At 69.6% G+C, this 13,870-nt stretch carries 11 protein-coding genes; 6 read left to right on the forward strand and 5 right to left on the reverse strand.

Annotated elements, in window-relative coordinates; translation table 11 throughout:
• Positions 1 to 16 precede the first annotated feature (16 nt).
• The 6 genes from AB0H86_RS18085 to AB0H86_RS18110 all read left to right on the forward strand — a co-directional run bounded on the left by AB0H86_RS18085 (position 17) and on the right by AB0H86_RS18110 (position 6,840).
• Positions 17 to 1,144 carry a LacI family DNA-binding transcriptional regulator gene (locus AB0H86_RS18085; protein ID WP_362438898.1) on the forward strand — a complete coding sequence of 376 codons (1,128 nt, stop codon included), beginning with the start codon at positions 17 to 19 and terminating at the stop codon, positions 1,142 to 1,144.
• The gene (locus AB0H86_RS18090; RefSeq protein WP_362438901.1) at positions 1,141 to 2,145 is read left to right on the forward strand and encodes a sugar phosphate isomerase/epimerase family protein; all 1,005 of its coding nucleotides are present in this window, start codon (positions 1,141 to 1,143) and stop codon (positions 2,143 to 2,145) included. The genes AB0H86_RS18085 and AB0H86_RS18090 overlap by 4 nt, the downstream gene beginning before the upstream one ends.
• 306 nt (positions 2,146 to 2,451) lie before the next feature.
• Positions 2,452 to 3,711: a Gfo/Idh/MocA family oxidoreductase gene (locus tag AB0H86_RS18095; RefSeq protein WP_362438904.1), complete on the forward strand. Its 1,260-nt coding sequence runs from the start codon at positions 2,452 to 2,454 to the stop codon at positions 3,709 to 3,711.
• 129 nt (positions 3,712 to 3,840) lie between these two features.
• The gene (locus AB0H86_RS18100; RefSeq protein WP_362438907.1) at positions 3,841 to 4,617 is read left to right on the forward strand and encodes an SDR family oxidoreductase; all 777 of its coding nucleotides are present in this window, start codon (positions 3,841 to 3,843) and stop codon (positions 4,615 to 4,617) included.
• A 15-nt stretch (positions 4,618 to 4,632) separates the two neighbouring features.
• A complete protein-coding gene (locus tag AB0H86_RS18105; protein WP_362438910.1) occupies positions 4,633 to 5,634 on the forward strand; it encodes a Gfo/Idh/MocA family oxidoreductase in 1,002 nt (333 codons plus the stop codon).
• A gap of 69 nt (positions 5,635 to 5,703) precedes the next feature.
• Positions 5,704 to 6,840, forward strand: a complete 1,137-nt coding sequence (locus AB0H86_RS18110) for a substrate-binding domain-containing protein (protein WP_362438913.1) — start codon at positions 5,704 to 5,706, stop codon at positions 6,838 to 6,840.
• Positions 6,841 to 6,988: 148 nt separating this feature from the next.
• Here the strand turns inward: AB0H86_RS18110 and AB0H86_RS18115 are convergent, their stop codons facing one another.
• From AB0H86_RS18115 to AB0H86_RS18135, 5 genes are all read right to left on the reverse strand, one after another.
• On the reverse strand, positions 6,989 to 8,752 hold the full coding sequence (locus tag AB0H86_RS18115; RefSeq protein ID WP_362438916.1) for an FAD-dependent oxidoreductase: 1,764 nt from the start codon (positions 8,750 to 8,752) through the stop codon (positions 6,989 to 6,991).
• 1,844 nt (positions 8,753 to 10,596) lie between these two features.
• Positions 10,597 to 11,319 (reverse strand): GntR family transcriptional regulator, encoded by a 723-nt coding sequence (locus tag AB0H86_RS18120; protein ID WP_362438919.1) that lies wholly within the window; start codon positions 11,317 to 11,319, stop codon positions 10,597 to 10,599.
• A 196-nt stretch (positions 11,320 to 11,515) separates the two neighbouring features.
• Positions 11,516 to 12,496, reverse strand: coding sequence for an SIS domain-containing protein (locus tag AB0H86_RS18125; RefSeq protein WP_362438922.1), 981 nt, complete (start codon positions 12,494 to 12,496; stop codon positions 11,516 to 11,518).
• 4 nt (positions 12,497 to 12,500) lie between these two features.
• On the reverse strand, positions 12,501 to 13,394 hold the full coding sequence (locus AB0H86_RS18130; RefSeq protein WP_362438925.1) for a PfkB family carbohydrate kinase: 894 nt from the start codon (positions 13,392 to 13,394) through the stop codon (positions 12,501 to 12,503).
• Positions 13,391 to 13,843 carry a secondary thiamine-phosphate synthase enzyme YjbQ gene (locus AB0H86_RS18135; protein ID WP_362438928.1) on the reverse strand — a complete coding sequence of 151 codons (453 nt, stop codon included), beginning with the start codon at positions 13,841 to 13,843 and terminating at the stop codon, positions 13,391 to 13,393. Before AB0H86_RS18135 ends, AB0H86_RS18130 begins: the two co-directional genes overlap by 4 nt.
• Positions 13,844 to 13,870 lie beyond the last annotated feature (27 nt).

The following is a 13,870-nucleotide window of genomic DNA, read 5'->3' on the forward strand; positions in this document are numbered from 1 at the left end:
CTTGTAAGGAGCCCCGATGACTTCAAGCCAGGACCAGACTCCCGGTCCGGTCGATCCGTCCCGCCGACGCCGTCCCACCCTGACCGACGTCGCCGCGGTGGCCGGAGTATCCGTATCCACGGTCAGCCGGGCTCTGGACGGCAACCCCCGCATACCGGGGGACACTCAGCGGAAGGTCGTCGAGGCAGCGACCGCGCTGGGCTTCAGGCGCAACATCTCAGCGCGGTCCCTGCGTACCCAGTCGTCCATGCTCGTCGGCGTCGTCGTCCCCGACATCGCCATCGCCTTCTACGCCACGGTGCTGAAGGCGGCTCAGAACGTGCTTGAAGCCGCCGGCTACCAGGTCGTCGTGATGAACACCGAGCGTGACGCCCAGCACGAGACCGCCGCCCTGCGTACCCTGCAGGACCGCCAGGTCGACGGACTGCTTGTCGCCACCAGCGGCGGCTACGTTCCGGACCGGGGACCGGTCGTCTTCTTCGACCACGTCATCCGGGACACCGGACTGGGCTACGTCAGCCCCGACAACGTCGGGGGCATGACCACCCTCGTGGAACACCTGGCGGTCGTCCACGGCCACACCAAGATCGCCTTTCTGGGTGTGCCGCTCGGCCCGACCGACCGGATCCAGCGCCTGGAGAACGCACCCGCCACCGAGCGGCTGGAAGCCTTCCGCAACGTCATGGGCAGGCGGCGGCTTTCGGTGCCCCCGGAGTACCTGGCCTACGGCGACCACGAGTGGACCGAGGCCAGCGCACAACAGGCGGTGGCCGAGCTCATGCGGGTGGACGAGCCGCCGACCGCCATCATCGCGGCAGGCGACACCCTCGCCCTCGGCGCGCTCCGTCAACTGCGCGCCGACCAGTACAAGGTCGGCACGGAGATCGCCCTGGTCTCCTTCGACGACCCGGTCTCCAGCGACCTGCTCGACCCGCCGATGACCGCGCTCGGCCGGCACGACCGCGAGCTCGGCGAAATCAGCGCGCGGATGCTGCTGGCCGCGATCGAGGTCCGCAAGTCCGACGTCGCACAGAAGACACAGAAGACCGAGCTCCCCACCGAGATGCGGGTGCCACTCGACCTGATAGTCCGGCGCAGCTGCGGCTGCGCACCGGAAGCGCTTGAATCGGAGCCTCCACCATGAGCCGACGCCCCGTCACGCTCTTCACCGGCCAGTGGGCCGACATGCCGATCGAGGAACTCGCCCGGAAGGCAGGCGAGTGGGGCTACGACGGCCTCGAACTGGCCTGCTGGGGTGACCACTTCAATGTTCGCCAAGCCGTCACCGACCCCCGGTACGTCAAGCGGCGGCGCGCACTCCTGCAGCGCCACGGCCTCGGTGTCTGGGCGATCTCCAACCACCTGACCGGACAGGCCGTCTGCGACGTCCCCCTCGACCACCGGCACCGTGACGTGTTGCCGCCCCACGTGTGGGGCGACGGCGAGCCCGAGGGGGTGCGGGCTCGGGCCGCCGCCGAGATGGCCGACACCGCGCGGGCCGCCGCCGCACTCGGCGTCACCCGGGTGAACGGCTTCACCGGCTCCAGCATCTGGTACATGCTGGCCGGCTTCCCGCCCGTCTCGGCTCAGACCATCGACGCGGGCTTCGAGGACTTCGTGGAGCGCTGGACCCCGATCCTGGACGTCTTCCAGGCCGAGGGCGTCGTCTTCGGCCTGGAGATCCACCCCGCGGAGATCGCCTACGACTACTGGACCACCGAGCGCACGCTCGCCGCGATGCGGCATCCGGCGTTCGGCATCAACTTCGACCCCAGCCATCTGCATTGGCAGCAGGTCGACCCGGTCGCCTTCCTCGAGGGCCACGGCGACCGCGTGACCCATGTCCACTGCAAGGACGCCACCCGCCGCCTCAACGGCCGCAACGGCATCATCGCCTCCCATCTCCCCTTCGGCGACCCCCGACGCGGCTGGGACTTCCGCACCGTCGGGCGCGGTGGCATCGACTGGGAGGAGATCATGCGCGCGCTCAACCGCCTCGGCTACGACGGCCCGCTCTCCGTCGAGTGGGAGGACGTCGGCCTGGACCGGGAGACCGCCGCGCCGGAGGCGCTGCGCTACGTCCGCTCGGTGGCCGCCGAGGCGTCCGACCGGCAGTTCGACGCCGCGTTCAGCACTTCCCGCTGAGCCCTCACGTCTCGTAAGCAACCCCTCGGATTGGTAGTTGTCATGGTGGACATGGGGATCGGCGGCGCGGACGCCCGCGGCGTCGGGCGCGGCCGAGGAAGTGACCTGCCACGTGCACGGTCGACCGGCCCGGGCCGTGCCGCGTGCCGAGTACGAGACCGGGCTCGCCGAGCAGAGGTGGTTCGGATGATCTCCCCGCCACTGGACCACGGCCGCCTGACTCCACGTTGCCCGCCGCAGCCGTCACCACCCACCTCACCCTGGCACGCACCGCGTCCTGATCCCGCACACCCCTGGAGCACCACCATGAACAACGGCAACGACTCCGACGGCTCCGAGGACGCGCCGACGCTCGGTGTAGGCCTGATCAGCGTGGGCTGGATGGGGAGGCTGCACACCCGCGCCTACCAGGCCATACCCGTCGTCTACCCCGAACTCGGCCTGCGGCCGAGACTCGTGCACGCCGCCGACACCGCACCCGATCGCGCGCTCTACGCCCGCGAAGTGCTCGGCTACGCCCGATCCTCCGCCGACTACCGCGAGGTCCTCGCCGACCCCGAGGTCGACGTGGTCTCCATCTGCGGGCCCAACCATGTGCACCGCGAGATCGCGGTCGCCGCCGCCCAGGTGGGCAAGCCGTTCTGGATCGAGAAGCCGGTCGGACGGAATGTCACCGAGACCGCGGCGGTCGCCGCCGCCGCGCGGGCGGCCGGCGTCGAGACCTCGGTCGGCTACAACTACCGTGGCGCACCGGCCGTCGAGCGCATCCGCGAACTGGTCGCGGACGGGACACTCGGCCGGATCACCAACGTCCGCTCCGTCTTCTACTGCGGCTACGCGGCCGAGCCCAAGGGCGCGCTCTCCTGGCGCTTCCGCCGCGAGTTCGCCGGCAGCGGAGCGCTCGGTGACCTGCTCAGCCATGTCGTCGACCTCGTCCAGTACGTCGTCGGACCGATCGCCGAGGCCAGCTCGCTGCTCTCCACCGTGTACAGCGAGCGGCCCATCCTGCCCATGGGCTCCGGTACGCACTTCGCCGTCATCGAGGACGGGGTGATGGCGCCGGTCGAGAACGACGACCACGTCGCCGCGCTGGTCCGCTTCGCCGACGGCCCGCACATCACCGGCGCGGTCGGCACCCTGGAGGCTTCCCGCGTCATCGTCGGCCCGCAGTGCGGACTCGCCATCGAGGTCTACGGCACCGACGGCTCCGCGTCCTGGAACTTCGAGCGGCTCAACGAGTTGCGGCTCTGCCTCGGGCGCGGCGGACCCGACGTCGGATACACCACGGTCCTCGCCAACGCCTCCATGGGCGACTACGCACGGTTCCAGCCCGGACCGGCCAACAGCATGGGATTCGACGACCTCAAGGTGATCGAGGCCAAGAAGTTCCTCACCGCGCTGGCCGGCGGCGAACAGCGCAACGCGACCATCCACGACGCCCACCAGGACGCCGAGGTCCTGGCCGCCGTCGCCGCCTCGGCCGAGGACGGACTCTGGCACCCCGTCAGCACCGTCCCGGACGCCGCCTACGGACGTCGGCCACACGTCGAGGCCGCCCATGCCTGAGCGTCCGCGCCGAAGCCGCGACCTACGCCGGCCCGCCCAAGGTGTCGCCGAAGTACTGGCCGGACGTCGTCCTGCCGCGCTTGCCAACCCCGAGTGGATGCCCACCGGCCGTTTTGAGGAGAGACCTGGATGACACTGCTGGACGACAAGGTCGTGCTGGTCAGCGGGGGCAGTCAGGGAGTCGGCGCCGCCGTCGCCCGAGCGGCGGCCCGGGAGGGTGCGTCGGTGCTCTTCACCGGCCGCCGTGCCGAGCCCGGTGAGGCGCTGGCCGCGGAACTCATCGCCATGGGAGCCCAAGCCGCCTTCGTCAGGACCGATGTCGCCGACGTGGAGCAGGCCAAGGCGTCGGTGGCCGCCACGGTCAGCCGATTCGGGCGGGTGGACTGTCTGGTCAACAGTGCGGGCCTGACCTCACGCGGTTCGCTGCTGGACACCACGCCGGAGCTGTTCGACGCGCACATCGCCGTCAACCTGCGCGCGCCGTTCTTCCTGATGCAGGGCGCCGTCGCCGACATGCTCTCCCGGCAGGCACCCGGGACGATCGTCAACATCATGTCCACCTCGGCGCACTGCGGGCAGCCGTTCCTCGCACCGTACGCCGCCGCCAAGGCGGGCTTGGCCGGGCTCACCCGCAACGCCGCGCACGCCCACCGCTTCGACCGCATCCGCATCAACGGGCTGAACATCGGGTGGACGGACACCGAAGGCGAGGACGCCACCCAGCGCGCCTTCCACGGCGCCGGCGACGACTGGCGCGTACAGGCCGGCAAGAACCTGCCCATGGGTCGTCTGGGCCGGACGGACGAAATCGCCGACTTCGTCGTCTTCCTGCTCTCGGAGCGCAGCGGAGTGGTCACCGGATCGGTGATCGACTGGGACCAGAACGTGATCGGCGCCATCGACTGAAAGGAAGTACACGGCATGAGAATCGGACTCATCGGGCTGGGGCGGATCGGCGCGTTCCACGCCCAGACGCTCAGCAGCCTGCCGTCGGTGGACACCCTCGTGGTCACGGACGCCGTGCCCGGCCGCGCCGCCGACTTCGCCGGGAAACTCCAAGCCCACGCCGTCGACTCCGTGGCCGAACTGCTGGGCGCGGGCTTGGACGGCGTCGTCATCGCCGCCGCCACCGACGCCCACCCTGCCCTGCTGGAGGCCGTGATCGAGGCAGGACTGCCCGTCTTCTGTGAGAAGCCGGTCGCCGCGGACACCGCCGAGGCCGCCCGGACGGCCCGGCAGCTCGCCGACCGGGGTGTCCCTGTCCAGATCGGCTACCCGCGCCGCTTCGACGCCGGGTTCGTCGCCGCCCGCGAGGCCCTGCACAGCGGTGCCCTCGGGTGGCTGCACACCATCCGTTCCACCACCCTCGACCCGGCCCCGCCGCCACGCGACTACGCGGCCGTCTCCGGCGGCATTTTCCGCGACTGCGGCGTCCACGACTTCGACGCCGTGCGCTGGGTGACCGGCCGCGAGGTCGTCGAGGTCTACGCCACCGGCGGGAACCGCGGTGAGGAGTGGATCCGCGACCTCGGCGACGCCGACTCGACGGCCACCATCCTCACCATGGACGACGGCATCCTCGCCGTTGTCTCCAACACCCGTTACAACGCTCGCGGTTACGACGTCCGACTGGAACTCCACGGTTCCCGCGACAGCGTCGCCGCCGGACTCGAGGACAAGCTGCCGCTCCGCTCCGTCGAGCGCGGCACCACCTTCCCCTCCGGTGTCCCGCACACCTTCTTCATGGACCGCTTCGCCGACGCCTTCCGCGCCGAACTCGCCGCCTTCACCGAGGTCGTCCGCGGCGATCGCCCGTCCCCCTGCACCCTCACGGACGCGGTCGAATCCAGTTGGGTCGCCGAAGCCGCCACCGCCTCGCTCCGCGAGCACCGCCCGGTCCGCATCGAGGAAGTGCGCCGGTGACCACGCGGCCGGGCGCGGCGCGTCGCGCGAAAGCCACCCTGCTCCCCTCACACTCGGAAGGCACCTGACGTGAGCGCTCCTCCCCTTCGCACAACCCCATGGCGTCGTCTCGCGATAGCCCTGACCGCCTCCGCGTCGGCTCTCGCACTCACCGGGTGCGGCGTCATCGACGCCGTCGGAGGAGGCGGCGGCTCCGCATCCCCGAAGAAGGGCGACGACATCACGGTGGGGCTGCTCCTGCCCGACAAGGACACCGCACGCTTCGAGAACTTCGACCACCCCGTCATCAGCAAAGAAGTCGCCACCCTCACCCACGGCAAGGGCAAGGTCGTCTACGCCAACGCCGATGCGAGCCAGGACAGACAGAGCCGGCAATTCCAGCAGATGGTGGACCAGGAGGTCGACATCATCCTGGTGGACGCGCTGGACGCCAAGGCCATCGCCCCGGACGTCCAGAAGGCGAAGGACGCCGGCATTTCCGTCATCGCCTACGACCGGCTCGCCCAGGGCCCGATCGACGCATACGTCTCGCACGACAACGAACTCGTCGGCGAGGTCCAGGCCCGCGCCATCATCGAGGCGCTCGGCAGCAAGGCGGCAACCAGCAAGATCGTCATGATGAACGGCGACCCTGCGGACACGAACTACGCGAAGTACAAGAAGGGCGCCCTCGGCGAACTCGAGAACAGAGTCCGGATCGTCAAGGAGTACGACACCGACAAGTGGTCGCCGACGGTCGCCAAGGCGAACATGAAGAAGGCGATCCAGGCCGTCGGCCTCGACGACATCGCCGCCGTCTACGCGGCCAACGACAGCTTGGCGGGCGCCGTCATCGAGGCACTGAAGGAGGCGGGCGCCACCACCATTCCGCCCGTGACCGGCCAGGACGCGAACCTGGACGCGGTGCAGCGGGTCGTCTCGGGTGAGCAGTACATGACCGCGTACAAGCCGTTCCTGGAGGAGGCCACCCACGCCGCGGAGATGGCGGTGTACAAGGTCCAGGGCCGCGACATCGAGTTCGACGCGCTGACCCAGGACAGGGTGGACAGCCCGACCGAGAAGAAGATCCCTGCGATGCTCGTGCCGGTGGTCGCTCTCACTAAGGACAACATCAAGGACACGGTGATCGCGGACGGCGTCTACACCGTCAAGGACATCTGCACCCCGAAGTACGCGGCGGCCTGCGCCTCGATCGGCCTGAAGTAGCGGCCACCCTCCGTGCGGCAGAGAAGGGGAGCATGACAATGGCGGCGTTAGGGGCGCCTCTGGCAAAAGAGACGCACGCGGTGTTGGCCGTCCTCCGTCGCCGTTCGTGGTCCTTCCCCGTCGCCGGGGGACGGGTTCAGCGATGCTGTCAACCGATGTCGAAGAGATTCGGCAGTCGGAGGAGGTAACGGGTGCGGTCGTGGCGTTTGAGCGGCTCGAGCTCGGGGGCCCGGTACAGCGGGGTGACGGTGCAGCGTTCCGCGGCCGAACCGATCCCGTCCAGCAGGGCGTTGACGGCCTGCCGGGCCGAGGTGTTGGCGCCTTCCATGGTGGCCAGATCGATGGGCACGGCCACATAGTCGCCGGACAGGAAGAGGTTGGGGATCTTCGTGGCCGATCGCGGACGGTGGTGGAAGGTCCCCGTCGGATGGATGAGCAGTTGCTCCTCGTTGACCGGGTTCGGAGTGCCGAGACCGTCGACGGCCGGATCGAGGAACCAGGAGTGCAGCACGGAGTCCTTCAGGACCGTACGGCCGCTGTCATTGAGCGCCGCCTTCAACTGCGCCCACACCTCGCGGGCGACTTCGGCGCGGGTGCACTGCTTGGCGGTCTTGCCGTACAGGATGCCCGGCTGGTCCCACTCGGAGACGTCCACGGACAGACAGTCCGAGACCGTGCCGTCGCCGAAGTCGGCGGGGAAGTCGTGGCCCGGCCAGTGCTGGGCCTGGGCGATCGCGGTCAGCGACCAGGGGGAGTCGATGAGGTCGAAGTGGCCGTGCAGTATCGGCGTACGTTCGGTGAGATAGAACTGGATGCCGGTCATCCAGTCCGTCTCCAGCCGGTCGCACTCGGCCAGTTGGGGATCGGCGGCGCGCACGGCGGAGCTCCAGGTGCGGCGTGCGTGCTCGACCGGCATGGCCGAGATGTAGTGGTCGGCGGTGATGGTCCGGCGGGCACCACCCGGGTCCTCCACGACGGCCCCGGCGATCCGGCCCGTGTCCAGGGTCAGGTCCCGTACGGTCCAGCCAATGTGGAACTCGACCCCGAGTGACTTCAGATACGTCACCCAGGGGTCGATCCAGGCCTCGTTGGTGGGCGCGTTGAGGATCCGGTCCAGCGGTCCGTCCGCGCCCCGCCCGAGCAGGTTGAAGGCGAAGGCCTCCAGCAGGGTGGCGACGGTACGGGTGCTGGCCTCTTCCGCCTTGGTGGCCACGATGTTGCGGGTGATGCCGATGGCGAGGATCCGCTGGTAGTCGTACGACATCCGTTCGGCCCGTACGAACTCCCACCACGGCATCTGCTCCCAGGCCTCGTCGCGGCGTTCGTCGCAGCTGGTGAGGAAGACCAGGAAGCGGTTGGCGAAGTAGAGGGCCTCGTGGAGGGGGAGGTTGAAGGCGGTGTCCAGGACCGAGGTGAGGGCGCGGCGGATCTCGTCGGGGGTGAGTTCGGCCGGGGTGTTGCCGGGCCAGGGAAGCGGGATCCGGATGTCCTCGCGGCCGCCCGACCGGGCGAACAGCATCTCCTTGGGGGCGACGAGGTTGTCGTGGACACCGTTGGGGTTGCCGGGGAAGGGGATGCGCCGCATGGTGTCGGGCAGGTTGTGGTAGATGCCGGGGATGAAGCGGAAGCCGTGCTCCCCGGGCAGGGGCCCGCGGCCGCCCGTGCCGCTGTCCGGTACGTCCATGCTGCGGGCCTTGCCGCCCAGCGCCTTGCGTTCGTAGACCGTGACCCGGAAGCCACGTTCGGCGAGTTCGTGGGCGGCCGTGAGCCCGGCGACGCCCCCGCCCAGTACGGCCACGGTCTGTGGGGCGGCGCCGTTCCCGGCCGCGGCCCGCTGGGGGGTCGCGAGGGCGATCCCGCCGCCTGCGACCGCGGCCGATCCCAGGAACCCTCTGCGTGTGGTGCCGCCCATCGCTACCCCTTACCGTAGGTAACCACCGGCGCACGAGAATATGGGCGACGCACCGATCCCGGAAGACGACCAACGGAGCCTGGGCCACTTTGGCTTGATACCGCATCACCTCGGCACACCCGCCGGCGTGCGGCCAAGGCGTTCCAGACCCGACTGCGGCCAGCCGCCTGCCGAACGGCGGGGAAGTGTTGAGGGAGCGAATTTCATCCCAGAGCGGAGCAGCGGACTCATAATCCGTCGGCCGTGGGTTCGGGTCCCGCCCGCCCCATCTGCGCAGGTTTCTGACCTGCGGGAACGTTCATTCTTGGGTGTCGGGGAGTCGACTTTGCCTGGACGGACTGATTCCGCTGCTCGTGGGTTTGGAGTCGGGCGGCGCTCGGGGGAGTTCCAACCTCTCTGACCTGCGGTGACATAGGTGATCGAGGTTGTCGCTCGCCGTCCGGGCGACTGCTCTGAGGGTCAATGTCCAGGTCCAGGGGCCAGGCAGGGGCCGGGACGGCGTGGCCGTGTCCAGGCGACGGTGTCTCCGGGCCGATTCGGTGTCCCATGTGCGGGTTGCGTGGCACGCGCTGCTGTCCCCAGGGCGGGAGTCGAGCACCGGGCCGACAGCGGAGGCAGTGCAGATACCGGCGCGGCGGGTGCGCGGGCGGGGGCAGGGCGACGTCGGTTGTTCACCGCGCCGCGGAGACCCTGCCGCCTTCTTATCGCTCGATGTGTGATGTCGTCCAGGGTCGTTCTCGGCCTGCGTGTCGATGGCGCACCTGGTGTTCAGGGCCGGCAGGCGGCTGCTGAGAGAGCGTCTCGCGATCGCCCGAGGGGTCAAGGAAACGGCCCCGATGGGTTACTTGCCCCTCTTGCGCGGAGCCCTGCTGTTGGTGACAGTGGCCAACAGAGACTTCCCAGGGACGGTGGCGATCCGGCCCGGGTGGTGTCCGGTCCTGTGTGGCTGACCCTCTGCACCGCCGAACCCGGCACCACCTCCGAAGACCGACTCAAGCGCCTTGTCAGCTTGGCAGCGACACAACCGTCGGCCACAGAGTCCACCCGACGCGAGAGCCACTGAGACTGGACGAAGACGGCTTCCTGTCGGACTGCTGCGTACCGTGTCCCGGGAGATGATCGCGGCGGCCTCCGGGGCATTACCCTTCCCGGACCGTGAACCAGTGGCTGCCCGACTTCGGCCTCTGACCGCAATCACTGCTGGCTTCGGCCGCGCCGGGCAGGCAGGACATGGCGGCATGCCGCCATGCTCGGTGGGGCGGCCCGCACTGTCCGTCGGAGCCTCCGCCCGCCCACACCAGAGGCCGGCCCACCACTTCAACAGGCTGAACGCGACAGGGGAGATGTGCCTCGGCCACTCCTTGGCCGTGCCGACCGCAGCCGCTACGGACCCGGCGCTGCCGAAGGCGTTCGAAGCCGAGGTGGACGTTCTCCCGCACCAAGAGCTCGCCGTTCGAGCGCGGGACCTCTGGCTGTTGGAAGGGAATCCGCAGTGCCATGGCTCGACCGGGTCCGTTGAGTTGGAGCGATGTGCAGGATTCCGTACCGGGCAGGCACGCCCGCAGCAGACCGCCAAGATCTGAAACGAGAAGCCAGACCAGAGGCGAGCCACCGACTCACGACCAGATCACCAGGCGGAGCACGCCGGACATTCCACATGCGGCGCGCCACGACGACGGCGTAGAGGCCGACCCGCACGGGTGGGTACACGACCTCGACGTCGAGCGAGCCGTCACAGGCCCCCACTGTCCGGCCGGAGGGGCGTCATGACGTGCGGGGCGCCGTCGGCACGCTGCCGGCCGCGCGTCTGGACCTGACCACCGGGTCGATCGACACCACCAACGTCACGAGCCGGGGAAAGTCGACGTGTAGTGGAAGCGCACCCTGCTGCCGAGCCATACGGTCCGTGTCGTCTCCAGCAGGCGGCCGTCCTCCAGGTGGGCCACGGACCACACCACGAACAGCGGCGCGTCGAGGGTCGTGTTGAGCAGGCGGGCCTCCTGGGAGTTGGCCGCGCCGACTTCGAGGTAGTGGTTGGTGTCGGCGGGGGCGCGCTCGAAGGCCTCGCGAAGGGTCCTGGAGAGGGAGCCGTCAATGAGGAGTTGCTCGGACAACCCGGGCGCCATGTGCTCGGGGACCCAGGAGTCCGTGAGCCCGATGGCGCGGTCGTTGACCACGTGAAGCCGCTTGAGGTGGAGCCGCTTGGCGGAGGCTTCCTCCGGCGTGATGAGCTTGGTCAGCTCATGGGGCTCGGGCTCGGTGGGGGCATCGCGCAGGTGGATGGAGTTCGCGGTCTGGCCCGCGGCGTGAAAGCGGTCGCGCCACGGCGTGGTGAGCGCGAAGTCGTGCTGGACCGGTTCCGGAATGTCGGCGACGAAGGTGCCGGCGCCCTGTCGGCGCTCGACGTATCCGTCGGCGGCCAGGGCACTGAGTGCTTGGCGGATGGTGATGCGGCTGACGCCGTAAAGCTCGGAGAGCTCACGCTCGGTCGGCAGCCGGTAGCCCGTCTGGAGTTCCTGGTCGATCTGCCGACGCAGATCACGCTGTACCTGGGCCCAGGCTGGCATGGGCGACTTTCGATCGACCGGGTGCACTGACATGCGCCCCCGGTCGGTCGTCGCACCATCGACGACGGACACGGTCTGACTCCCCTCACTCTTCGCGCGCCGACAACCACGCCGCGCCACGCAATTGGTCTCAAAGTTATCACCTATCGTGGGCCTCACGGCAACGTCAGATCGCGCGAAGGAAGCATCGCTCGTGTCAGGAATCGAGTTTGATGTGCCGCGCGTCCATGTTCACCGCTCCACCGCGGAAGGGCGGACGGCCCCACCGCAGCGCCGCACCGTGGGCGAACCAGGTCCCTGCCACCGCTGTCGCGAGGTCACGCAGGACGGCGGCGTCAGGTGCGCTGGGGTCCGTCAGGTGGCGGGTGTCGACCTGACACACGGTCTGGCCGGTGGTACGCAGGGCCTCGGCCAGACGGTCGAATCGTGATCGACCGTGCGGACCCATGAGCTGGAGGGTCAGGTGCGCTTGGGGGCCGATGAAGTAGTCGACGTGCCCGCTCTCCTCCAGGGGCACGGTGCGCACCGCCAGCCCGCAGGCCTCGATCAGCTTCAGGACCCAGAAGTCGGCTCCGCTGCACAGCTCCGGAAGAGACAGGACGGACACGGCGGCCGGTGCGGACCCGGGCAGATCCCGCACGTGGGCGTCCACCGTCGCGCGTACGCCGTCCAGGCTCTGCGCGAGGGCCTGGTTGAACGGTGTGGTGTCAACTCCGCACACGGCGGCCACCCCTTGGGCGAGCATGACGTGTCCGGCGCAGGGGACCTCCTCCTCCACCCGCAGCGTGGGCACCAACCGGACCTCGTCGGCGGTGTCCGCCAGCGGTGAGGACGCCTGCGAGGTGATGGCGACGGTCTTCAGTCCGGCGTCCCGCGCCATGCGCAGGGCCCTGACAGTGGCGCCGGAGGTTCCGGAGTGCGAGATGCCCACGAGGGTGTCGCAGGCGGCGGGCAGGGTCTGGCTCCAGGTGACATCGCCCGCGGACAGGGCACGGTGGCCGAATTCGGTGGCGATCAGTCCCGAGGCCAGGGAGTCCCCCGAGCCGACGAAGACCGCACGCCCCAGGTCGGGGACGCTGTTGACGGTTACCGGGGGAGCGTCGAGCAGCGCGGCACGCAGCGCGGCACATGCCGAAGCGGAGGCGGACGCGGGAGTGGATCGGGGTGCGGCGGGCATGGTTCTAGTTCTCCTTGCGGGTGGTGATGTCCGGGAGGGGGCGCGAGAGGGGGGCCGCCGCTGCGAGCGCCTCGTGGCCCCAGCCGGCGAGGGCGGAACGCGCGACGCTGGTGCCGAACATGGCGGCCTCGACCGGGTCGGCGCCGGCGGTGAGGGCGGCCACGACGGCGGCCGCGCAGGCGTCTCCGGCGCCGGTGGTCTCGACGACGGTGACCGCCCGGTCGCGTACGGACCAGATGCCGTCGGCCGTGACGACGTAGCTGCCCTCGGCGTCGAGGCGGGCGATCACCGGCACGTCCAGCCCGGCCGCCAGCGACCTGGCGGCGCGGCGCGGATCGGGGTCCAGCAGGGTCAGTTGGACCCGGCTCGGCAGCAGTACGGTCGTCGCGGAGACCACCCGGCGCAGGTATGCCAGGCCCTGTTCGGCGATCAGGATCTGGTGCGGGTCGAGGCCGACCCGGGTGTTCGGATCCGCCGCGGGCCGCTCGGCCGGGGACGAGGCCACCAGTCCGTCGAGGCCGTCCTCGAAACCGGCCGTCGGCGCGGGGAGAGGGTTCTCCGACTCGGGCCGGTGATCCGGTGTTTCGAGTTCGGTACCCGCTGTGGTGTCCTGCCTGACGATGCGCCGTCCGCGGGCGGAGTTCAGGATCCACAACCTCGGCACGGTGGGTACCTGGTGGCAGTGGATCCGGTCGATGCCGAAGCCGTCGAAGATCCGCGCGAATCGGGGGTCGTCCTCAGGGAGTGGACAGCTCACGCGGACGTGAGTGCCGGTGACGAGCCGTGCGCCGAGTGCGGCGAACAGTGCCGGCCCGCCGGGGCACGAGAAGCGTGCCCCGACGGGTTCGGTGACCAGATGGTCGACCGACAGACCCGCTTGGATGCCGACCAGCGTCACTGAGAGAACCGGGAGAAGGCGTACTGGACGGTGCGGTCGCGCGGCCCGTCCAGCTCCAGGAGGTAGATGCCCTGGCTGTGGCCGATCCCCAGTTCCCCGTCGATGACCGGCAGGGTCAGCGACTGGGCGCCGAACACGCACCGCACGTGCGCGGACGCGTCCTGCGGTCCGTCGTGCAGATGGACGAAGGGGCGGTTCACGGGTATCTGTCCCTCGATGAACAGCCGGATGTCGTGGAGCGTGGTGCCGTCGACGCCGGAGTTGAGGATCAGCGTGCACGTGGTGTGCGGGATGTAGACCGTGAGTGTCCCGTCGCCCAGCTGCGGCGGGACGGCGTCCCTGAGCCGCGGAGTGAGATCGGTGAAGCCCACAGGAGCGGCGAAGCCGTCGGCGGGCTTGGTGTTCAGGCTGAAGCTCAGCCACTTGCCGATCGTGGGGGGAATGCTCATCGATAGTGCCTTTCTTGATTGTTCATA

This window comes from Streptomyces sp. NPDC050997, from assembly GCF_040660135.1.
Lineage (GTDB): Bacteria > Actinomycetota > Actinomycetes > Streptomycetales > Streptomycetaceae > Streptomyces.

What these genes read in the sequence shown, in the direction of transcription:
- AB0H86_RS18100 (WP_362438907.1), top strand. Translation starts at nt 3,841, where the DNA reads ATGACACTGCTGGACGACAAGGTCGTGCTGGTCAGCGGGGGCAGTCAG.
- AB0H86_RS18105 (WP_362438910.1), top strand. Translation starts at nt 4,633, where the DNA reads ATGAGAATCGGACTCATCGGGCTGGGGCGGATCGGCGCGTTCCACGCC.
- AB0H86_RS18090 (WP_362438901.1), top strand. Translation starts at nt 1,141, where the DNA reads ATGAGCCGACGCCCCGTCACGCTCTTCACCGGCCAGTGGGCCGACATG.
- AB0H86_RS18085 (WP_362438898.1), top strand. Translation starts at nt 17, where the DNA reads ATGACTTCAAGCCAGGACCAGACTCCCGGTCCGGTCGATCCGTCCCGC.
- AB0H86_RS18095 (WP_362438904.1), top strand. Translation starts at nt 2,452, where the DNA reads ATGAACAACGGCAACGACTCCGACGGCTCCGAGGACGCGCCGACGCTC.
- AB0H86_RS18125 (WP_362438922.1), bottom strand. Translation starts at nt 12,496, where the DNA reads ATGCCCGCCGCACCCCGATCCACTCCCGCGTCCGCCTCCGCTTCGGCA.
- AB0H86_RS18120 (WP_362438919.1), bottom strand. Translation starts at nt 11,319, where the DNA reads ATGCCAGCCTGGGCCCAGGTACAGCGTGATCTGCGTCGGCAGATCGAC.
- AB0H86_RS18135 (WP_362438928.1), bottom strand. Translation starts at nt 13,843, where the DNA reads ATGAGCATTCCCCCCACGATCGGCAAGTGGCTGAGCTTCAGCCTGAAC.
- AB0H86_RS18115 (WP_362438916.1), bottom strand. Translation starts at nt 8,752, where the DNA reads ATGGGCGGCACCACACGCAGAGGGTTCCTGGGATCGGCCGCGGTCGCA.